Genomic DNA, 23,223 nt, shown 5'->3' with positions numbered 1-23,223 from the left:
TGAATTGGAAGAGCACACAAGCCAAAATCAAACAACACACTACTAACAAGCGAGTTACACAATAAATATCAGAAAAAACAACTATGTATTATTGTACAGATTACAATTAGAAATCATCTTTCTTTGAAAAACTAACAGTATATTTGTGTATACCTTTTTAATATTAAAAACACACTATATATGAGACTAAAACTTTGGCTTTTGTCATCCGCCTTCTTTCTCGTGTCTCTATGTATATTGGCTCAACCTAATTGTCATTTCGAGCACTATGGGCCAATAGATGGATTGCCTCAACGCTCTGTGATGAGTATACTTCAAGACAAGAAAGGTTTTATGTGGTTTTCTACTTGGGATGGCTTATGCAAATTTGACGGCTACAACTTCACCACATACAAATCTCGATTGGGCGACCCCGTATTGATGAAAACAAGCAGGATAGACAAGATATGGGAAGACACATACGGAAACATCTGGGCACACTCTTATAATAAGGAAACATACAAATTCGACCCGAATATTGAACAGTTTAGAGCCATAAAATCGGAAAACAACGGGATATTTCTTTCCTCAACCACCATCCCCACTTCTTCGGGCAAGGTTTGGATTACGTCCGAACTGATGGGATGTGTATGTGTATTAGATTCGACAAATTCGACCCGTTTCTTTAATGTCGAAAACAATCTACTGAAAGGGAATAAAGTCAACACCGTATTTGAAGACAAAGAACTCAACTCATGGATATTGACAGACAATGGACTGACCAGGTTCTCTCATGACAACAAGGAGTGCAACACATTCTTTTCGGTGAAACAACCCGAAAAAGCCAGATTTTTTTGTGCCACTGAAGTGAACGACGAAATATGGTTTGGAGGCGAAAAAGGCTGCATTTTTAGATATCAAAAAAAGAATGGAAAATTCAAAACATTAGAAACAGGTGTCGAGTCTAACATAATTTCGATAAAAAACATTTTCGATAATGTGGGGATAATACTCACGTCCAACGACGGTTTTTTCATCTATAACAAAGAAAAAGATGAACTCAACGCATACAATAAGTCGAATTTGCCCAACCTGCCCACAAACGAACTGATATCGTGCTATGTAGACAAAAACAAAGATATATGGATAGAAATGGACCATTACGGGGTTGCCAAATTCGATGTTCTTCATAGCAAGTTAACTTTCTATACGTCGATCAACCCAAATAGAAGCGACATGGCATTTCCGCCTCATTTCTTAGTTTTGGAAGACAATTCGGGTGGAATCTGGATACATCCCAGAGGTGGAGGATTTTCGTATTATGATAAACAAACAGACCAGCTACTTCCTTTCTACAACAACCCATTGGCTCCTAACTGGAAGTTTTCGAGCTTGTTGCACGACGCTTATTTCGACAGGCAGGGAAACCTGTGGTTAAGTACCCGTTCCGACGGTTTGGAAAAAATAGTGTTCGACAACGATTTTTTCAAATTCGATTACATAGGAGCCAGTAGCAGCTATTCTCTGGGATACGAAGTCCGTGCTATATTTGAGGATAGGAATAAAAATATTTGGCTGGGAAGTAAAGACGACATCATCAGGATATACGACCAAAACGAAAACTTTAAAGGGATTTTGAATAACGATGGAAGGATAGGCTCGACGGGAACCCCCATTAAAGGGAAAACATATACAATTATCCAATGCAAGGATGGCACTATCTGGATCGGGACCAAAGGAGACGGCTTATACTTGTTAGAGCCTCGTGCTTCGGAAAAAGAATCTTTCAACATAACTCATTTCACCAACAATGCCAACGACCCTAATTCTGTTAGCAGCAACAATATATATTCGTTGCTAGAGGACAACGAAGGCCGATTGTGGATAGGGACTTATGGCGGTGGGCTGAATTTATATGACAAAAAAAACAGCCGGTTCATTAATCATCAAAACAACTTAAAGAACTACCCGATTGATGTAGGGCACTATGTGCGGACGTTGGAGATGGATAAGAACGGGAATATTTATGTGGGCACAACGTTCGGATTAATAGTTTTTTCTTCAAAATTCGAATCTTTTGACAAAGCCTCCTACAAAGTATATACAAGAAATGCTTTCGAGAAAAACAGCCTAAGTGCCAACGATATATTCTACATATACAGGACAAGTAAAAACGAAATATTCATTGCAACCTTCGGTGGTGGTTTATGCAAAGTTATTAGCAAAGACGAACAAGGCATGCCACTCAAATTCAAAAACTACAATGTAACAACCGGACTCCCTTCCGATGTTATTCTGACCATAATAGAGGATAACGATAACAAATTGTGGGTAAGTAGCGAAGGCGACCTCACCAAGTTTGATCCGGAAACAGAATCATTCGAAATATTCAGCGACATAAACAGGATTATGAGCCGGCAATATTTTTCGGAGGCCAAAGCGTTAAAAACATATCAGGGCGAAATCATATTCGGTTGTTCGAAAGGTATACTTTCTTTCATCCCTCAAAACATTACCAGAAGCGACTTTCAGCCCTATCTTGCTCTAACCGGGTTTCGTGTGTCTAATATTGACATTCAGTTGCACGAAAAAATAGATGCCATAAAGGAATTGACATTAACTCACAAAGACAACTTCTTCACCATAGAATTTGCAGCTCTCGACTTTGTTAATCCTCAAAACATATCATACGCCTATCGCCTGGATGGCTTTGACAAAGATTGGATCTATTGTCAAAAACAAAGAATAGCAAATTATACAAATTTGTCTCCGGGCAATTACGTATTCAGAGTAAAATCGACCAACAGCAACGGAAACTGGATAGAGAACGAACACGTTTTGAACATAACCATCAGGCCGTCATTTTGGCAAACAGGATGGGCATACTCTCTATATATAACAATAATTTCGCTTATAGTTTTCATCGTATTACGCTCTGTTTTTACGTATTACAGGATGCGCGACCGTGTTGTTCTGGAGCAGGAACAAACCGAGATGAAAACACGTTTTTTCACAGATATTTCGCACGAGATACGCACTCCTTTAACAATGATAGTGTCGCCTGTCGAAAATATTCTGGACAACGAGAAAATACCTCAAGAAATAAAGCCGGAACTAAATTTGGTTCTCAAAAATGCAAACAGGATGCTCAATATGGTGAATCAGATTTTAGATTTCAGAAAAATTCAGAAGCTAAAACTCAACATACAAGAGGTGGCAATTGGCGAATATGTTGCAGAGATATGCAACAATTTCTTCAAATCGGCCGGAGAACAAGGCATTCAGCTAAATGTTGACAATCAGATAGGTGGTGAAAAAATTTGGGTGGATAAGAACAGCATCGAAAAACTAGTATTTAACTTGGTTTCCAATTCTATAAAATATACCCCTAAAGGGAAAAACATAGAAGTGACCATCTTCAAGAAAGATAAAGCAATAGCTCTGCAAGTGAAAGACGAAGGGCAAGGCATGACTAAGGAGATACAAAACAAACTATTCACCCGTTTTGCTTCCTTCAACACCGATAAAAACAAGCCAAGTACGGGTATCGGTCTATCTATTGTAAAAGAAGTTGCAGACAAACATCACGCTAAAATAGCGGTTGACAGCGACATCAACAGGGGAAGCTCATTTACCATACTTTTTTCTCCGGGACTGGAGCACTTCGAAAACGACGAAAATGTAAATATAACTTATCCTGAAAAAGAGGATATATTAAAGAGACCGGATGCTGATGCCTCGAACGGAAATGAGAATATTGAGCTGGCAACAAAGGAGAATTCCGACCTTCAAGATAAAAAATTGTCTGTACTTCTGGTTGAAGATGATTCTGACCTAAGAGGTTTTACGCGAACAATTTTGGCTCCGCACTACAATGTACTTGAAGCCGAAAACGGAAAAGATGGCTACAATTTAGCTATTGAAAATCTACCGGATATCATATTAAGCGACATTATGATGCCAGAGATGGACGGGATAGAGTTTCTGCGAAAAACAAGAGAAAACTATAATACGAGTCATATTCCTTTCATTTTACTGACAGCAAAAACGAGTCTCGACGACAAACTTGAAGGCATTAGCTTTAGTGCCGATGAGTATATAACAAAACCATTTAACGTTAAACTACTGAAAGCCAAGATTAACAACATATTAGAACAAAGAAGGCGATTAGTAGAGTTCATTTCGAAGGACAACCAGTTGGTTTCTAACCCCGAAAAAGCAGAGACTAGAATAACCAATCAGGATGAGGTTTTTATTAGAAAAGTGAAAGAAGAAATAGAAAAGAACCTCGACAACAACGAGTTTATGATAGACGACCTGGCAAATGTTACCAATATGAGCCGAAAGGTATTTTTCAACAAGATGAAAAGCCTTACAGGTCTAGCCCCTGTTGAATATGTAAGGGAAACCAGGCTTAAACATGCCGGCGAACTTTTGAAAAACAAAGAATATATGGTGAAGGAAGTTGCTTTTATGGTAGGTTTTTCGGATATAAAATATTTCACCCAGCATTTCAAGAAAATGTATAACATGACGCCGGGGCAATATAAATCTCAATTCAATTAACCGGCTTTCGCTTCGGCAAATTGGGTTGAAAATGATATGGTTACACCGATAAATATTATGAATAAGGGACCGGGTTATACGCATGGCAACCCGGTCCCCCCCCCTTCAAAATAGTGCAAATTATTTTTTCTTCCCTTGATTAGCTACAGCCTCCATCAATTTTTTGATTTCTTCAGGATCTCCCAGGAAATAGTCTTTTACAAGATTCAAATCATCATCAAATTCAAATACATAAGGCACTGCCGTTGGCAAGTTCAACGAAACGATATCTTCATCGGAAATACCTTTAAGATATTTGATGATACCACGCAAACTGTTTCCGTGGGCAGCTACCAATATTTGGTCGTGTTCAACCAACGATGGGTAAATTGTTCCTTCCCAATATGGTACAATACGTTCTACTGTTTCTTTCAAAGATTCGGTTAACGGTAAAAATGCTTTTGGAACACCTGCATAACGGGCATCAACAAATGGAGAGCGTTCGTCATCTTTTGCCAATGGTGCAGGAGGCACGTCGTAGCTGCGACGCCATATAAGAACCTGCTCGTCACCATATTTTTCTGCAGTTTCGGCCTTGTTCAAGCCTTGAAGCATACCATAGTGTTTCTCGTTCAATCTCCAAGTTTTTTGAACCGGAATCCAGTCCAGATCCATTTGATCTAAAATGTTGTTAAGAGTCTTCACAGCTCTTTTCAGGTATGAAGTAAATGCCAACTCGAATTGGAAGCCTTCCGCTTTCAGTAGCTGACCTGCTTTTGTTGCTTCTTCTACTCCTTTTTCCGATAAATCAACATCCGTCCATCCGGTAAAACGGTTTTCTTTATTCCATACACTTTCTCCGTGACGGATCAAAACTACTTTTTTCATCTATTCTCTAATTTTAAAAATATCCAATAAATTTAGGGTGTGACAAAATTAAGAAAATTAATTCTAATCATAACTATATCACGCTTTTTTCTGAAAAACAAAAGGAGGTGCCCCAAAAGTCTTTTTTACCCCTAATTTGGGCTCCGCCGAATGTTGTGGCTCCTAAAGGGGGGCGTGTGCAATCCGTGTGCAACAAAAAGAGGCAGCCACTTACGATGTAAGTGGCTGCCTCTCTTGCTCTTCCTCTTGGACTTGAACCAAGGACCCTCTGATTAACAGGCACGACTTTAGTATTATCAATCAGTAGTAATAGCTCTCAAACAGTGCCAGAAAGCTTGTTCTAAAAGCCCATGCAGCCACCTATTTGCGCATTAATATCATCTATTATCTACGATTCTCTAAGTGCGTGTGCAAAACGTGTGCAACGCCCCTATTTTTTCAGAGCAAAAAAAAGCTAATTCTTATTTTATAGATTATGTCGTAAGTGGATGGTATAGGCTTTTTTATCATTCAATATTTATAGTTTTGGGGCTTGTCGATGGTCCATCAACATATAACACACCATCTTTGTCGATTTTCATCTCATCGATAAATACTACACGGGCTTCTCCCGTTTGTTCTGTCCGGCCATGATATATGCAAAACATTCTTTTCTTGTCTTTCGACCATGTTACGCTGTTATGCCCGGTACCCGTAACAATGCCATGCTTGTTAGTATTTCGCTCCAGAATAGGGTTATTCAATGCCTTTCTAAATGGACCTAAAGGATTGGTGGCTGTGGCATAGCCTACGGCATAGTTTGAACCTCCAAAGAAATTAGCAGAATACATCATATATATTTTGTCATTTGTTTCGTTTGTGAATGCGAAGGAGCCTTCCGTCCAGCGGCGGTTAATCTCACCGCTTGTTACAGAACGGCTTTCCCACTCCGATTGAGGATTATTCATATCTTTAGGTGGTTGGAGCAGAAGTACTGGCTCTCCTATGATTTTCGAAAAATCGGATGCAATTTCTACTCCATAAATCCAGCTTTCTTCAATCTCATTGAACATATTCAGTTGTTTCGCCCATACGGCAACTTCGCTTTCTACGGGATGTTTGTAGCAACAGCGCGAGTAGTATAAATATGTTTTACCATTAAAATCGAGGATATTTGCGTCAATTACAGGGTATCCGGAGTCGAATAGTGGTTTATCGGACATCTCTTTGAAAGGGCCGGTAGGCTTATCGGAAACAGCAACACCTATCCTGAAGTTTTCGTCCTCGTTAGTAGGATTATGCTTCCAGTTTGCACTGAAAAACATATAGAATTTTCCATTACGTTCGTAAACTTCAGGAGCCCAGAAGCAATCCAATGCCCACGATTCGGGTGTATTTCCCTTATATACCTGTCCTTCAGGCTTCCAGTCTACTAAATTATCGGACGAATATACTTCAAAGCCTTCCAGTTTTCCGGTTTCGTCGGTTCCGTACATGTAGTATTTTCCGTCTGATGCCAGAAGCACATAGGGGTCGCCAAATCTTACTGATAACGGATTGGTGTATGTAACAATAGTTCGTGGCTTTCTCATTTCAGCAAATAGAATCAGTCCCATGCTTAACATAAGGATAATAAAAAATGTACCTGCTATAATTGGTCTATTTGCTTTCTTCATTATTTGTAGTGATTAATAGATGAGAGGTTATTGCTCTAAAAATATGAACGATTTGTAATCAATTTTCATTTTATCTACTCCCGATGAGTCTTTTTCGAATGCAGCTGAAACAATTGCTGTTTTTCGTTTATCAACAATGGTGTCGGACTGATGTGTGTGGAACACATACTTCCAGTTATTATTCGCATCTTTAAAAAAGTCGCCATGCCCTACACCATTTATTCCAATATTTTCTTTACTGATAATGGGGTTACCTTCATATTTTTTCCAAGGGCCATAAGGAGATTTTGCTGTTGCGTAACCCACTGCATAATCTTTGTTCCGGAAATCGTTGGCCGAATAAAAAAAGTAATATAATTCATTATGCTTTATTATGGTCGGACCTTCTGCTACTTTCCAGTCTGCATTTTCGGTATCTTCCCATGTATTGGGGGCCGCTTCGATGCAAAATCGAGTTGTTTCGGGCTTGATATCCGACAGGTCGTTTTTCATTTCCGAAACGTACAACTTGTTACCATTGTCCAGTTTTACATAGTACAGGTATATTTTACCGTTGTCATCAAAAAATAAATATGGATCTATCTGTCTGTTTTTACCCGATATTTTTGTTGGGGTTTCTTGCCTGAATGGACCTAAAGGCGAATCACTTTGGGCAATAGCGATGTGCTCATCGGCTGTATATACCAAATAAAACTTGCCATCACGTTCAAAAACTTGCGGAGCCCAAAACCATTTGCTGCCAAAACTATTTTCTTTTGATAGGGCTAAACCGTTTGTAGCACCTTTAGGCCCTTCCCACTCTGTTAAATCGGTGGAGGTATATACTAAAATACCGTCTTCATGGCTTGTACCATATAAATAGTATGTACCGTCCTTGTAGAAAATGGTGGGATCGGCCAGTTCTATGGGTATCTTACTCATTATGGCATCATTTTTTTGTTTGCCAGAGTTATTAATCGTCTTGTTGCATGAGCCAAAAAATGAAATTAAAATTATACAATTTGCTAAGAATATACTTTTAGAAATAAATCTGACCATTATTTTTGAGTAATTTACTGAAGTTTTACTTAGTCGAAAATTTATAAATACAGGTCTGCGTGTAAACTTCACCCGGTTTTAATACTGTTGAAGGGAAGTTCGGGTGATTGGGGCTATCAGGGTATTTCTGTGTTTCAAGCGCGACCGATTCTCTATACTTGAGAGGCTTGTTGTATTTTCCTGTTGTTTTTCCATCAAAAAAGTTGCCACTATAAAATTGTATTGCAGGCTGGTCTGTAAATATCTCCATAAATCTGCCGCTTACAGGTTCGTAAAGTGAAGCTACCAGTTCAATACCTTTATCCGATTTACGGTCTATCACCCAATTGTGGTCATATCCTAAACCATTTTTCAACTGTTGATTTTCTTCGTTTATCCTTTTCCCAATCTCTGTTGGCGTTCTGAAATCGAAAGGTGTATTTTCTACAGAAACAATTTCTCCGCTTGGTATTAAAACGCTATCCACAGGAGTGGTTTTGCTTGCATTTATCATCAATACATGATCTTCAATTGTTCCGTTGCCTTCACCTTTCAGATTGAAAAACGAATGGTGTGATAGATTGACAACCGTAGCTTTGTCGGTGGTGGCTTCGTACGTAATTTTAAATTCATTATCTGCTGTGAGACTATAAACCATTTTAATGGTTAAAGTTCCCGGAAAACCTTCTTCTCCGTCAGGCGAAATATAAGAAAGATGTATATTGTTTTCACCTACACTATCTACATTCCATACCACTCTATCAATACCTTTCAGCCCACCATGCAGGCATTGACCATTATTATAGGTTGGCAATTGGTACTTTACTCCATCCAAAGTAAATTGCCCTTTTGCTATACGGTTAGCATAACGTCCTACTGCAGCACCCAAGAAACGTTCGCCTTTGTTATTTACATATTTGTCGATGTTATCGTAACCCAATACTACATCTTCATATTTACCATTTTTATCGGGGGCAAAAAGCGAAACCACCCTTGCTCCGTAATTGGTAACTTGCATTGTTAACCCATTGCCCGATTCCAACGTATATAGGGATACTTTTTTGCCGTCAACTTCTTTCTCAAAAACGGATTTATCCAGTAGATGTAAATCTGGTTTTTCTTTTTTTCCGCACGAAAGAGTAGTGAGTATTGTAACAAGAACTATAAGACATTTATTCATAGTATTACTTCCTTTGTTTTTTGTTAAAATAGTTCTCGACTCTGTTTGGGCTCAGCATTTGCCAAAGAGAAGCAACCGTCCATCCGGGGGCAAAAATATCGTTATAAAATCCTTTGCCGTTTTTTCCATAATCCCAGTTTGTATGCTGTACTACTTCCGGATAATACCCTACTTTACCTATATCAAACATATGCCCTTTTACTGGCATTAACTGAAGCATTGAGCTTTTGATAACAGAAGAGAACGATGAAAAACGGGGTTCGTTACATTCCTTTGCCAGCCAATCGAGTATAGTGGCAAATTCGAAGATGAACACATCTATGTGATTATTTTCTACCGACACATTACCCCATCCACGCGATTTGAAACCAACATCACCCAACATCTGTCCTTGTGCAAACGGAACATCCCACATATAGTACCATGACAGACTGAAATATGCAGCCTTCTTACAAAGGTTTATATAATGTTCACGCTCCTTACCTTTAGTCACAAACGAGAGATAGTACATAGCAGTTGATGCATATAAAGAAGCTTCCTTGTCTTCGCAGTTAGCATCGAGGGTAGATGAAAAATAATCTGATTTGGATATTAGTTCCTTTTCCAGATAAACTGCTGTTTTTCTTGCGTTATCCAGATAATGTTTATCCTTGAAGTAGCCGTATGCCATAGTAAGCGGAAGTGTTGCCGAAGGTGTACTTCCACCCGAACTGTCAGTTATTTCGAATTTATTATTAAACTTCCGAGGGAAACTTCCGTCAGCATTTTGAAGTTTAGCGAAATTATTAAGCAGATGCTTGACTTTTTCTTCCCAATCTTTGTGGATGCGACCTTTTTTTCGTTCGTAGTCAAGATAGTTCAGAATAGCAAAAACTCCTTCCGATTGACGACGAATACTGTATAAGTCAGGTTCCTCGTTATTTTTCAGGTCTACGAACTCTCTTAAAAAGCCTGCGGAAGTGAAGCCATGATTTAAGTAGCTATCAAAAATCGATCTTGCATCCGCTATCAGGTCGGTACGGTTATTAGCTTCTCCATATTCCAAAGCATTAAATGCATTTAGTAATATACGTCCCACAAATCCTATTTCGGCAGATCCGTTATTGGCACAATCGTCGGTCCGCATATGTACTCCCGAGTAATATTTTAGGTCGTATTTATCAACATAACTTTCTTTGAAGAAATTTGACAGTATTTCTTTTGCCTGTTCGGCTGTGTATTTGCTTTCTGTTTTTTGCGGATTTAAGATATCGAAAGAATAATTCCATACATTAGCAACAAAACCCGAAAAATCTTCGGCTTTTCCTTTTCTTAAATCCCATTTCAGGGTGATACTTTCTCCTTTATCCAGCTTCATAAAAGTTTGGATGGCAGGAGACAGGGTTAATTTCCGGATATAGGTTTTTGGGGCTTCGCTGTATGGGAATCCGAACACAAGTGCAGATGTCCCGTTTATATTCCTGAAACCGGTATATCCTAACGATGTTCTTCCGCTTAGTATAACTTCTCCATCTTTATGAGTAGTCAGGCATTCTTCTCCTTCGTTATCCATACGTAAAACAGTATAGAATTCGCCCGTTTTTCCGTTGAATGCTCCTGCCAGAGGCACGCTTAAACGGTCTTCCCTTACCTGCCAACTATCACTTGTGTGGAAGGAAGGTGCTTCTTTGGGTGAACGAAGATTACGGCGATACCAGAACCCCGGCATATAAAACTGGCAATCGTTGTGGCTGAAACCTAACTTAAGAATTTCTTCGAAACTGAAATAAACCGTTTCCCGGGCAGTAATCGTTATTTCCTCCGTCGAAATCGTAGATTCTATAGCGTTCTTCCGCCGAATATCGACAGGCAAGTCTTTGCTTGCTTTTAATGAACCATCAGTAGTTTCGTATAGCGAGAAAGTTTCGGCTAGGTTTCCAGGGCTCTTCAAACTGATTTTATATTCGGCATCCTGTGCAGCCAAAGGCGTAATTGCACAGATGATCATGATAGCTATCAATATTTTCTTTTTCATATTTTCTTTTTACTCTTTGTAAGGGTTTAATAAGTCAGCCCCGGTGTAAAATAATCATTTGAAACAACCATAACTGCGGGATTATCATTCGTAAACGATACATCCGAAATATGCATAAAACGTGGTTCGACAGTAGTTGCGTCATAATGGGCATGGAAAACTATTTTCAGGTTACCATCTTTATCCTTGAATATGGCACTATGGCCTGTGCCTTGCAAATCTTTAGGTTTTTGAAGTATCGGGTTATGTTCATATTTGCCCCATGGACCCATTGGCGAGTCTGCAGTAGCATAGCCAACCCCATAAAACGGACTTTTGAAGTCGTTGGCAGCTCCGTTCATAGACACTTGATTCTATCTGACGGCGCAATTCTCTATATTTTAATTTCTCCTTGTAAGCTAAAAGGATATAGAAAACTTTTTCTTCTTCAGTCTTGCATCCTGTTATAATCTCCAAGTGAGATGTCCAGTTTATCAATGACAAGAAAGATATAATCTGTCTTTCGTCTCTTAATTGTGGCGGCAATGCCGCCACAATTGTATTAATTTGAATATCAGTGCTTTTTGTTTGTGGCGGCAATGCCGCTACAAATTTAGCAGAACTATATGTCTCATAAAATTTCACCATTCTATATATGGCACTTCTATCAAAACCTTTTAGTCCGGGCTGGTTATTCTTTAAATATTTAGCAAACTGATCAACTACTCCTGATCCCCATTGTTCGGATATTATTCTATGGGAAACATACTTTCCTACTTCCCAATTTGTTGTGATAATCTCAGTATTGATAGCCTGGTAAGCTCTATTCCTATGAGAAATGATGATTGATTTCAATTCCTCAAACTGTGACTGTATTTTATTTACTTCGTATCCCATGGTTATTTGTTTTTTAGGTAGTTGTATAGGTCTTTTGCTGTTGGCAAAGTTATTGTAATTTCTTTGCCATCCTTATTTTCTAAGACTCCCATGTTTGAATCTGTTCCGAATTTTGCATCATATATCCACCATTCTACAGTTTTGCTTGTATCATCAGTAGCTATTTCAAGCAACTTGATTAGAGCTTCCCACAAATAATGGTTGTCATATATTGGTGCATGACAACCGGGGAAAGCATTTTCCATTGACTCCCCAAAGAACTCATCGTGTTCTAATTGTTTTCTCAAAGCTTCAATCGCTTCAACAAAGTCTTCTTCTGATATATGTATATTCTTCATCTTATCTCAAACTAATCTTATTCGCTGATTCTCTTTTTTTCTCACTCACCAGTTCCGCATACACCTGAGTTGTACTCACATTTTTATGCGTAAGCATTTTGCTGACAGTATAAATATCTGTGCCTAAGGCTATCTGAAGGGTCGCAAACGTGTGCCGAAAACAATGATAGGTAATATTTTTCGTAATCCCGGCTTTCTTGAGCCAGTTTTTTAAGGGGTATTGTGTCATGGAACGCTGCAATCCTTTGAACACTTTCCCTTTTCCACGTTCACCGCAGAGTTCCAACGCTTCGAAGCTGATGGGGAGCGTTGTTTCTGTTTCAGTCTTTTCTGTACGTAACCGTAAGCAGTATCCATTGTCGGCGCCAAGAACAATTTCATCCCACGTCAAGTTGAGAATGTCACTGATCCGTAATCCTGTCAGACAGGAAAAGAGTGAGGCGTTTTTAAGCACCGGAATATCACATGGCGTATTTGCCAATAGTTTCACCTCATCATGGGTTAGGTATTCTTTGCGAACATCCTCGTATTCTATCTTCTCTAAAAAGTCATTTACGTTTTCCTTGATCCGTTTATCTCAGTATGCAATTTTTAATAATCCGCGGAAGGTAGAGAAATATCCGGCTGCCGAATTACGAGCTATCTTATGCTTGGGTCGATTCAGCTGATTTGCATTCAATAAATAAGAGCGAAACTTACGACACAAATCTACATTTACATCACCAAAAGTGCACTTGCCATTAACAAACTTATAAAAGTGATCGTAAACTCTCAACCATTTCTGATCTTTAGTTTTACTCATTTCACTGAAATAAGCTAAGAAATCTCCCTTCATCTTATGTTTATCCAAGAATCCGTATTCCTCATTAATTATAGATTGTACACGGATAGAGCGGAAGCTTCTGCTTTTAGGAGCATCTCATTATTATACTCACGCTCTACTTCATTCTTTGGATGCAAGTAGATATAGATTCCTAAATACTCCCTCCGGCTCATCTCCATTGTTTCGGGATTGCGGATGGCCGGATAGAAGTCCAGGTATAAACTCTCCATATCATTTTTGATAGGTCGGCGGCGTAAAGTGACTTTTGATATTGACATGGCTTATATAATTATCGGGTTTAATACACGGTCTAATTCCTGCTTGGCTATCTTAATTGACTTTCCAATCTTTACTTTAGGAATCTTATGATACTTCACATAATGATATATCTGATCCCGGCTCATGTTGTACTTTTTCATGGCTTCCGGAACTGTATAGTATTCCAGTCTTTCCGACTCTACTTCTTCTTTTAACTTATCCACATGATATTTCGAGTAAAACACATATTTGCCTTCTTTCTTTTTGGGGATTGAGTTTTCAGACACGAATGAGTATACGGAATTGATAGTCATATTAAATTTTTCCTTTATATCATCTACAGAATACCATTCGGCAATGCCGGTGTGCTGATTCTTTTTTGAAAAGTAAGCGTCCACATGTTTACGACTGAAATAAGTCTTTCCTTTATTTAATGTACGAGGGAAATTGTTTTCCTTAGCTACTTTAAAAATCCATGATTCGTTTACCTTATATTTTTCTTTAATCTCAGCAACCGTGCAAAGTTCAGAGATAGGCTTACGATCGATAGAGGGTTTCGCTTTGTATTCTTCCCTTGCATCAAACATGGTGTCAATATCTTTTCTGCGAATAAATGTTTTCCCACCTATTTGAACTGCTGGCAAACTGCCGGAATGTAGATATCGGTATACAGTCATTCGTCCAACACTCAATAAAAAGGCAGTTTCTGATACGGAGAGAAATTCTTTGTCTTTGATCTTTTCATACTGATCACTAATCACCTCCATCTCTTGCATTGTGCGATAGTTGATAGCCGTCAACCTCATCTGCCGTTTATTATCTTTATACGCTCTTGAGTTACAAGTGTGTGAGCAATAACGGGTCGTGGTCTTGTAAGCATTGAATGTAATGCCACAAAACTCACAGATCTTTAGTATACTTCCTTGTTCTTTCATCTTATTTCGCCAATATTCTGTATCATCATGTATCATTGTGCATCATGAAGTCCCAATAGTGTATTATCTGTTGAAATTAGGACTTGAAAAACAAATACAAAAACACAGCGGTACAGCCGCGGTACAAAAGTAAGCGAAACAATTGGATTTAACAATAGGGAAGCATTAATTAGATAAAATATAACTGATTTACAATAAAATACTTTGCTATTAGTGATAGTTGCTGGAAATGGATGGTAATCTCAACTTACTTGCCGATACAGAACTTGCTGAAAATATTGCCAAGGATTTCGTCAGTCGAAATTTGTCCGGTTATTTCTCCAAGATAATACATACACTCCCTGATGTCTTGAGATAAAAAATCGCCGGATATTCCGTTTTCTAAACCTTCCGATACTCGCAGAATTGCCTGCAATGCATTTTGTAGAGCTTCATAATGCCGCATGTTAGTCACCACAACATCCTGCTCTCCAAATTCCGGAATATTGACGGCATCAATTAATCTTTTTTGCAGTTCGTCTGTTCCCTGATGGTATTTAGCCGAAATAAATACTCTATCAGGAATTTCTTCTAGAAGTAGTTTTTCTTTCTGCTGCTTTCGTTCGGCAAATATGACATCTACCTTATTGAACACCAATATCAACTTCTTACCTTCAACATACGGTAGTATTTTTTTCGATAGTTCTATTGTATGAGCGTCGTCTGTTTCCGCATCCACAACCCAAAGAATGATACTGGCTTGCTCTAGTTTCTTAAACGTACGTTCAATACCCAACGTTTCAATAGTGTCCACCGTATCACGAATACCTGCAGTATCAATCAACCGAAATATGAGCCCTTCTATATTGATAGTGTCTTCTATAAAATCACGGGTAGTTCCATGGATATCCGAAACTATCGCTTTTTCTTCTTTGAGTAGGAGGTTCAGTAAAGTCGATTTCCCGGCATTAGTTTCACCTATTATGGCAACAGGAATACCTGTCTTGACGGCATTGCCCAAAGCAAAAGAATCGGCTAGTTTAGATATATGTTGTTCTATGTCAAATGCCGCTTCTTTCAGATTATTCCGGTCGGCAAACTCCACTTCTTCTTCCGAAAAATCCAATTCCAGCTCTATCAAAGAAGTAAAGTTCAGTAATTTAGTTCTCAGTTCTATAAGTTTATTGCTGAATCCTCCCCGCATCTGATTCATTGCCAGTCGGTGAGTTGCAGCAGATGTGGAAGCGATCAGGTCAGCAACAGATTCGGCCTGAGACAGGTCCATCTTGCCATTAAGAAAAGCTCTTTGCGTGAACTCTCCCGGAGTTGCCAGCCTCGCCCCTCTTTCAATCAGCAGTTGCAAAATACTCTGCTGGATATAGATAGAACCATGACAAGATATCTCCACACTATCTTCTCCTGTGAAAGAATTAGGAGAACGGAAAACGCTCACCAACACCTCATCAATCACAGTCTCATTCTTAACAATTGTGCCGAAATGTATTGTATTGGGATCTTGACTGACCAATTTTTTCCCCGTGGGTGATTGAAAAATAGAATCTGCCAATTCAACACAACCTTTTCCCGAAATACGGACAATAGCAATCCCTCCAATTCCGGCAGGAGTGGAGATGGCAGCGATAATATCTAACGGATTATTCATAACCTATCTTTTTACAAAACCAAATGTACAAATCTTTTTTCGAATCATAAAATGACTAAAATGGATGAACAGGAATAAAAAAAGGACAGGAACCTTTCTGTTACGAAAGTCCCTGCCCTTCTTGCAATTTATTAACCATCAATCTTATTACCTCATATACACATCTCGCATTTTATCTACTTCTGGATGACCTTGTTCCGGACGACCGTTGAGAACCACTCCGTTCCGAACTTCTTCCATTGCTCGATCTGACATTGTTGCCTTGATTTCTCGATCTGGAGTTTTGTTGATAACTCTTTTCTTTGTTTCCCGATCTTTGAACCTGGCTGTTTGAACGTCTGTCGGAATTAGCTTTAGCGCTATTGTTATTCCGTCTTACCTGCTGATTATTATTACTGCGGACTGTTCTGTCGTTACGTGAGTTTTCAGATTTTGTGTAGAAATTCTCTCGCTGACTGCTGTTGCGACCAGAATTCACCCATCTCACATCGTTGTTTCGGCTATTCTTATACCTGCTGTCATTGCTGTAACGTATCACTGCCTGATTTCTATGGCCTTTATATCTTGAATAATCTTTGATATGGACATTGTTGTACCTCCAAGGTTCCGGCCTGTGATTAATAACCACTTTGTGCATGTGATAGAAATCGTAGTGATGATATCTGTAAGGCAAATAACGTGCTGAGATCCATCGGCCTCTATCCAACCAATAGAATAATGATAAATTCACATTGTAATACACATTTATGTCGGGCATATAATAATAATCCACATAATCATACCCCACCGGGCCCCACGCCGGTTGACTGCCTATATTTATATTTATGTTGACCTGCTGAGCATCTGTTGCGTTGTATGCCGCCGAACCAATCAATAATGCCAATATTAATAATAACTTTTTCATATCAGTACAATTTAAAGAATCAATACTAAACCTAGTCGTTTATCTTCTATGATTGTAATAGTAGAGAAAGGATTAAAAACCGAGCCTACAATTAACCGACATTAACAATTTACGGTTCATTTTCGCAAATCATTCAAAGTCTTCAACTCCTCAATAGTCTTTTTTAGAACCGGATGAAGAACAGAGGATGCAATATCCGACAAAGGAGTGATCACAAAATCCCTTTCATGCAGATGAGGATGTGGCAACACTAAAATATCAGATTCATACACCAAGTCATCATACATCAGAATATCAATATCTATAATCCTGTCTGAATAAACCCTATTAACCGATTTCAAAGTGCGTCCCATCTTTTTTTCTATTTCTTGCGTCGCAAAGAGCACCTCTTCGGCACTCATTGCTGTTCTGACATGACAGGCGGCATTGATAAACATATTATCAGAATTGAAACCCTGCGGGTCTGTTTCGTACAAACCCGACACCGAGACAACTTCGCCTATCTTGTTTTCGATATTCGAGATTGCCCGGCTAATATTATTCTTTTTATCTCCTAAATTAGTCCCTAATCCGAGATAAACATCGTGGCATTTCGCCTCTTTCTTCATAGTCAAAAGTAATAGTATAATAGTAAATAGTACAAGGTAATCTTTGTTGTTGGCCTTAGCTTCACAGCCTGCCGGCACGAGTTGGGTAGCAAAACAAAAAGCAACGATCATTTATTCAATAATCATTGCTTTCCTTTATTTTATATTATTCTCTATCTTGGAACTGGTAATCTTTAAGTTTTGCCTGTAATCTTTTTCTTGCGAAGAATATACGGCTTTTCACAGTTCCGATAGGCAAACTTAATGCCTGTGCAATTTCCTCGTATTTGTAGCCCGAAACATGCATAGAGAATGGTACTTTATAGTCATCGGTAAAACTATTGATGGCTTTGTTTATTTCGGCAATTGTATATGCGCCTTCCGGACTGTCAAAACCCGAATCCTGAGGTAAATTTAAGTGGTAAAGGTTTTCTGTCTGGTCAAATACAGTTTGAGTACGAACAATTCTGCGGTAATTATTCACAAAAATATTGTGCATAATTGTGAAAACCCAACCTTTGAAGTTCACGTTTTCATAATACTTGTCCCTGTTGTCCAAGGCTCTCAGTGTTGTTTCCTGCAATAAGTCTTTGGCTTCTTCTCTGTTTGTAGTTAGCGTAAGCGCAAAGTTCATCATATTGTTTTGTAAATCGAGTAACTTCCCCTCGAAATTGTTCATTTCTGTGTTTGCTCCCATAATATTGTTTTTTTATTTTTTATTACTTTCTGATTACCCCTAGTACTTAATTAACAAAAAAAGCCTCCAATTGTTCAGGAGGCTTTCAATTTAAATATTTTTATTAATATTTATTCTCTGTCCTGATACTTATAATCTTTTAATCTTTCTTGCAATCTTTTTCTTGCGAAGAATATACGACTTTTCACAGTTCCGATAGGCAAACTTAATGTTTGTGCTATTTCTTCATACTTATAACCCGAAACATGCATCGAGAACGGCACTTTATATTCGTCCGTAAAACTGTTTATAGCTTTTGTTATCTCGGCAATTGTATAAGCGCCTTCCGGTGTGTCGAACCCTGAATCTTGTGGCAGACTCAAATGATAAAGATTTTCTGTCTGATCTACTACTGTTTGGGTACGAACAATTCTGCGATAATTATTCACAAATATATTATGCATGATTGTGAAGACCCAACCTTTAAAGTTTACATTCTCGTAATATTTGTCTTTATTATCAAGTGCCCTTAAAGTTGTTTCTTGTAGCAAGTCTTTGGCTTCTTCTTTATTTGTAGTTAGAGTCAAAGCAAAATTCATCATGTTACTTTGCAAATCAAGTAACCTCCCTTCAAAATTTTCTGCTTTTTTATTAGTTTCCATAACACACGTATTATTTATCTATTACAATAAAATAATGTCTTCAATAATTTTATAAGACAAAGGTATGACCTTTTTTCTGATAAAAACAATATGCAAATTTATTTTCAGTTTAAATTGTTAAAATATAATGTGCGTTAATGGCATGTCGTTGTATATTAAGTGTATAGTAATGCGTCTAAGACGTAAAATATAGATAAATCACGAATAGATTTTATCTATTTTCACTTTTAACCCAGAAAAAGATTGTTTATGCAACTTTCTTTTATTAACATTTTAATCTCAAAAAAATCAAATTTGATATAAATCCATCAGTCTTTAACACAAAAAAGAGTTTTTATCTCATTTTTCATAACAATTGTGTATTTATGACATCGCACTCCTGTTTTGTCAATTTTATTTTAATTTTCTATTGGAAAGCACTCAAATATTAACAATTTACGTTTTTTTAACTATTTTAAATTTGATGACGGGTCAAAACAACAGTCTAAAACAGGACTGACAAAATGACAAAGAGGAAATATTGGCATTTTATTTGCAGAACAAAAGCGAATATCTTGGTCAATATTCAACAATTAATTCTAATAAATAATAATATATCAAGTAAAAATAAAAAAACTGTTTATGCAACATTCCGGAAAAATTGGGGTAACCACAGATAACATTTTCCCAATCATTAAAAAATTTCTTTACAGCGATCATGAAATTTTCCTTCGCGAATTGGTATCAAATGCTGTTGATGCCACTCAAAAACTAAAGACTTTATCTTCCTTGGGCGAATTTAAGGGAGAGTTAGGCGATTTGTCGGTGAAAGTTTCGGTGGATGCCGAAAAAGGAACCTTAACCATCTCCGATAGGGGGATAGGTATGACCGGCGAAGAGATAGACAAGTATATCAACCAGATTGCGCTTTCGTCGGCAAACGAATTTCTTGACAAATACAAGAATGACGCTAATTCGATAATCGGACATTTTGGACTTGGTTTTTATTCTGCTTTCATGGTTTCGAAAAAGGTAGAGATTGTGACACAATCATACAAAGACGAAACCGAGGCCGTGAAATGGAGTTGCGATGGAACACCTAACTACACCATCGAGTCTGTTGAAAAAGCCGACCGGGGAACAGACATTATATTATATATAGACGATGAAAACAAAAATTTCCTGGAAAACGCCGAAATTGATAAACTTCTGAAAAAATATTGCCATTTTCTACCGATTCCCATTGTTTTCGGGAGAAAAACTGAATGGAAAGACGGAAAAAGTGTCGAAACTGACGAAGATAACGTTATCAACGACACCAACCCGATATGGAATCGTAAACCAACAGACCTGACAGACGAAGACTACAAGAAATTTTATCAGGAACTATATCCCTTCTCCGACGAGCCAATGTTCTGGATTCATCTGAACGTGGATTATCCTTTCAAGTTGACGGGGATTCTTTATTTTCCGAAGATAAAGAGCAACATAGATTTTCAGAAGAACAAAATACAACTGTATAGCAATCAGGTTTATGTAACCGATTCGGTGGAAGGAATCGTTCCCGAATTCCTAACTCTGATGCATGGTGTTATCGACTCTCCTGATATTCCTCTGAATGTTTCGCGTTCTTATCTTCAAAGCGATCAGAATGTGAAAAAGATTTCCAGCTACATCACTCGTAAGGTAGCCGACAGACTGGAAGAAATATTCAAGAATGACAGGTCTCAGTATGAAGAAAAATGGGATAGTCTGAAGCTGTTTGTTGAATATGGCATGCTTACGGATGAGAAATTCTACGAAAGGGCTCAAAAAATTTGCCTGTTGAAAAACACGGAAGGCAAATATTTCACTTTCGAGGAATATAAAACTCTGATCGAATCGAATCAAACAGACAAAGAGGGTAATCTCATATACCTATATGCCAGCGATAAAACAGACCAGTATACATATATTAATAATGTAAGGGAAAAAGGATATGATGTTATCCTTTTCGATGGTCAGCTTGATGTTCATCTGGCTGGACTTTTAGAGCAAAAATTCGAAAAAAGCCGTTTCGTAAGGGTCGACAGCGATGTGGCTGACAACCTGATAAAGAAAGAAGACGACGCAGAAGTAAAACTTACCGACAAGCAAAAAGAAGAACTGAACGAAGCATTTTCTTCTCAACTGCCAACTATTGACAAGGTAATGTTTACGGTCGACTATAAAGCTCTGGGTGAGAACTCGAAACCTGTGCAAATCACTCAGAATGAGTTTTCGCGCCGCATGAAAGAGATGTCTGCAATGCAGTCCGGATTTTCTTTCTACGGGGAGATGCCCGACAGCTATTCTCTTGTGCTGAATATCGACAATCCCCTCATCAAGAAAGTAATATCTGATGTAGATGGCAAAGAAAAAGATGCAATAACCGAATATGCAGCAAACAGTGCTGTTGTACGCCAATTGGTAGATCTGGCTCTGTTGGCTAACAATATGCTGAAAGGTGAAGCATTAAGCAACTTTATCAATAGAAGCATCGGGCTTATCTAATTAGGTGCGAGGTATATACAACCAAGCATGGGATTGCAAATCCCATGCGACGACAGGATGGGAGGGGTGCGTTTGTAGGGGCAGGCCTCTGGTCTGCCCGAAAGTAGGGGCGAAAAATATTTCGCCCGATATCGTTGACATGAGGGCGTAAAATCTTACGCCCCTACTAGGTAGACTATTGTACAATAAAAACCAACACTTTTCAATTACTGATTCACATTACTAATTAATCTTAGGGTTGTCTTTTTACAGGCAACCCATTTTTTATTCCTATATTTGCACTCAATATTAGGACTATAAGAAATATATTTCAGATTATGGACATCAAAAAAGTAATTTTCGTATTTCTATCGTGTTTGCTTTTTTCTCTTCAATCATATTCTCAAGGCAAAACGGTTGTACTACCTCAGATAGAAAGCAAATCGGAAGAGGCAACTCTGGTGAAGTCCGGGCAAACAAAATGGAAAGCCGAACCGTGTTATGTATACTCTACCCGTTATTTTCAACTTTCGTAGATAATTGTCCTTTTCACTTGGTATGAGATTTAAGATATTTGTTTGTACGCTTTTCTTCGTTTTTTTTTGTGTCACTATCTCAGCACAAAATAAAAAGACAGATACGCCAAAAAATGGAGAAGGCGTGGATATGTTTCTCAGAAGAAATGGATATACGACAAAAGAAGACCGCCGAAAATTTCTTGACCTGAACAAAAAGAAACTGGGTAAAGACAATTCGCTCAAACTTGGAGTTAAGTACACTTTACCTGCTTCTTCTACAAAAACAAGCAAAAAAGACAAAAAAAAGAAAATTCCGACAGGTAATCAGCCTTTATTTGGTAGTAAACTTGCCAAATATGACATTATATCTGACAAACTGAAGGGTGCTTGTTACTATCTTGTCTGCGGACATGGAGGTCCCGATCCGGGAACCACATATAAACTGAAAACGCCTAAAGGAACCGTCACCTTGTCTGAAGATGAGTATGCTTATGACATTATGCTGCGGGTTGCCCGAAATTTACTCATGAATGGAGCAACTGTTGATATCATCATACAAGATGCCAAAGATGGCATCAGGGAAGATATGTATCTGGAAAACAGCAAACGGGAAACATGTATGGGTGCTTCAATTTCCATCAGCCAGAAAGAGCGGTTGAAACAACGCACCGACAAAATAAACGAACTCTCATCTAAATCGAAAGCTAAATATCAGAGGGCAATATTTTTTCACATCGACAGTTGGCGCGAACATCACCGGGTTGATGCCTATTTCATATACCATAAAGATAGTTCGCTGGGGAAAAGTATGGCACAAAATCTGAGAGACGAGCTGAAAGTGAAGTACAATAAACATCAACCTACCAAGCGGTTCAACAGCGCAGTGAAAGCTGCCGGCGTGGATACAGACAAAACCCTTTACGTGCTTGGTTGCAAACCCGTTAGCGTATATGCCGAATTGGGTAACCTGAAAAACGAAAAAGACCGCCAGCGTTTTCTCTATCCCTCCAATCGCCAATACCTTGCCGATTGGCTAACTTTGGGGTTAATTAAAGACTATCAAGAAAATAAATAACACGAAGCGGTTGTTGAAAAATATTTCATCCTGATATTCGGGCAACCCTCCCCCAAAAGGAGGAGGGAGTTATCCCCTCTCTATTCTTTTGGAGAGGTGTAGGGGTGGGTGTTGACTACATTACATTCCGTCGAAACAACGTTCGACGAAACGCATGTGAG

18 protein-coding genes and 1 pseudogene are annotated in these 23,223 nt (G+C 38.4%); 4 read left to right on the top strand and 15 right to left on the bottom strand.

The window, feature by feature from the left end:
• The first annotated feature begins 180 nt into the window (after positions 1–180).
• Complete coding sequence (locus D0T56_RS03355) at positions 181–4,545, top strand: two-component regulator propeller domain-containing protein (protein WP_163318717.1); 4,365 nt, start codon at positions 181–183, stop codon at positions 4,543–4,545.
• 120 nt (positions 4,546–4,665) lie between these two features.
• On the opposite strand, the gene gpmA is transcribed toward D0T56_RS03355, so the two are convergent.
• The 15 genes and pseudogenes from gpmA to D0T56_RS03280 all read right to left on the bottom strand — a co-directional run bounded on the left by gpmA (position 4,666) and on the right by D0T56_RS03280 (position 18,979).
• Complete coding sequence (gene gpmA / locus D0T56_RS03350) at positions 4,666–5,412, bottom strand: 2,3-diphosphoglycerate-dependent phosphoglycerate mutase (RefSeq protein WP_163318716.1); 747 nt, start codon at positions 5,410–5,412, stop codon at positions 4,666–4,668.
• A 506-nt stretch (positions 5,413–5,918) separates the two neighbouring features.
• The gene (locus D0T56_RS03345) at positions 5,919–7,016 is read right to left on the bottom strand and encodes a glycoside hydrolase family 43 protein (RefSeq protein ID WP_255491024.1); all 1,098 of its coding nucleotides are present in this window, start codon (positions 7,014–7,016) and stop codon (positions 5,919–5,921) included.
• Positions 7,017–7,094: 78 nt separating this feature from the next.
• The gene (locus D0T56_RS03340) at positions 7,095–7,988 is read right to left on the bottom strand and encodes a glycoside hydrolase family 43 protein (RefSeq protein ID WP_163318714.1); all 894 of its coding nucleotides are present in this window, start codon (positions 7,986–7,988) and stop codon (positions 7,095–7,097) included.
• Positions 7,989–8,130: 142 nt separating this feature from the next.
• On the bottom strand, positions 8,131–9,264 hold the full coding sequence (locus D0T56_RS03335; protein WP_163318713.1) for an aldose epimerase family protein: 1,134 nt from the start codon (positions 9,262–9,264) through the stop codon (positions 8,131–8,133).
• Positions 9,265–9,268: 4 nt separating this feature from the next.
• Positions 9,269–11,278 (bottom strand): hypothetical protein, encoded by a 2,010-nt coding sequence (locus D0T56_RS03330; RefSeq protein WP_163318712.1) that lies wholly within the window; start codon positions 11,276–11,278, stop codon positions 9,269–9,271.
• Positions 11,279–11,304: 26 nt separating this feature from the next.
• Positions 11,305–11,550 carry a hypothetical protein gene (locus D0T56_RS03325; protein ID WP_255491014.1) on the bottom strand — a complete coding sequence of 82 codons (246 nt, stop codon included), beginning with the start codon at positions 11,548–11,550 and terminating at the stop codon, positions 11,305–11,307.
• Positions 11,528–12,154, bottom strand: a complete 627-nt coding sequence (locus tag D0T56_RS03320; protein WP_163318710.1) for a DUF1016 N-terminal domain-containing protein — start codon at positions 12,152–12,154, stop codon at positions 11,528–11,530. Before D0T56_RS03320 ends, D0T56_RS03325 begins: the two co-directional genes overlap by 23 nt.
• Positions 12,155–12,156: 2 nt before the next feature.
• Positions 12,157–12,492 (bottom strand): hypothetical protein, encoded by a 336-nt coding sequence (locus D0T56_RS03315; RefSeq protein WP_163318709.1) that lies wholly within the window; start codon positions 12,490–12,492, stop codon positions 12,157–12,159.
• 1 nt (position 12,493) lies between these two features.
• Positions 12,494–13,545, bottom strand: a pseudogene (locus D0T56_RS03310) (site-specific integrase).
• A 51-nt stretch (positions 13,546–13,596) separates the two neighbouring features.
• Positions 13,597–14,508, bottom strand: a complete 912-nt coding sequence (locus D0T56_RS03305) for a helix-turn-helix domain-containing protein (RefSeq protein ID WP_163318708.1) — start codon at positions 14,506–14,508, stop codon at positions 13,597–13,599.
• A 247-nt stretch (positions 14,509–14,755) separates the two neighbouring features.
• Positions 14,756–16,150: a tRNA uridine-5-carboxymethylaminomethyl(34) synthesis GTPase MnmE gene (gene mnmE, locus D0T56_RS03300; protein WP_163318707.1), complete on the bottom strand. Its 1,395-nt coding sequence runs from the start codon at positions 16,148–16,150 to the stop codon at positions 14,756–14,758.
• Between the two features lie 172 nt (positions 16,151–16,322).
• The gene (locus tag D0T56_RS03295) at positions 16,323–17,054 is read right to left on the bottom strand and encodes a hypothetical protein (protein ID WP_163318706.1); all 732 of its coding nucleotides are present in this window, start codon (positions 17,052–17,054) and stop codon (positions 16,323–16,325) included.
• A gap of 116 nt (positions 17,055–17,170) precedes the next feature.
• Entirely contained in the window at positions 17,171–17,773 is a 603-nt protein-coding gene (gene folK, locus D0T56_RS03290) for a 2-amino-4-hydroxy-6-hydroxymethyldihydropteridine diphosphokinase (RefSeq protein WP_370458781.1), read from the bottom strand.
• A gap of 34 nt (positions 17,774–17,807) precedes the next feature.
• The gene (locus tag D0T56_RS03285; protein ID WP_370458780.1) at positions 17,808–18,338 is read right to left on the bottom strand and encodes an RNA polymerase sigma factor; all 531 of its coding nucleotides are present in this window, start codon (positions 18,336–18,338) and stop codon (positions 17,808–17,810) included.
• Positions 18,339–18,448: 110 nt separating this feature from the next.
• Positions 18,449–18,979 carry an RNA polymerase sigma factor gene (locus tag D0T56_RS03280; protein WP_163318705.1) on the bottom strand — a complete coding sequence of 177 codons (531 nt, stop codon included), beginning with the start codon at positions 18,977–18,979 and terminating at the stop codon, positions 18,449–18,451.
• A gap of 621 nt (positions 18,980–19,600) precedes the next feature.
• On the opposite strand from D0T56_RS03280, the gene htpG reads away from it, so the two are divergent.
• The 3 genes from htpG to D0T56_RS03265 all read left to right on the top strand — a co-directional run bounded on the left by htpG (position 19,601) and on the right by D0T56_RS03265 (position 23,062).
• Entirely contained in the window at positions 19,601–21,490 is a 1,890-nt protein-coding gene (gene htpG / locus D0T56_RS03275) for a molecular chaperone HtpG (RefSeq protein ID WP_163318704.1), read from the top strand.
• A gap of 317 nt (positions 21,491–21,807) precedes the next feature.
• Positions 21,808–22,005, top strand: coding sequence for a hypothetical protein (locus tag D0T56_RS03270; protein WP_163318703.1), 198 nt, complete (start codon positions 21,808–21,810; stop codon positions 22,003–22,005).
• A gap of 22 nt (positions 22,006–22,027) precedes the next feature.
• The gene (locus D0T56_RS03265; protein WP_163318702.1) at positions 22,028–23,062 is read left to right on the top strand and encodes an N-acetylmuramoyl-L-alanine amidase; all 1,035 of its coding nucleotides are present in this window, start codon (positions 22,028–22,030) and stop codon (positions 23,060–23,062) included.
• Positions 23,063–23,223: the final 161 nt, after the last annotated feature.

This window comes from Dysgonomonas sp. 520 (genome assembly GCF_010501095.1).
Taxonomy (GTDB): domain Bacteria; phylum Bacteroidota; class Bacteroidia; order Bacteroidales; family Dysgonomonadaceae; genus QVMP01.
The sequence above is the reverse complement of the archived record's forward strand: the minus strand, read 5'-3'. Positions and strand labels throughout refer to the sequence as shown.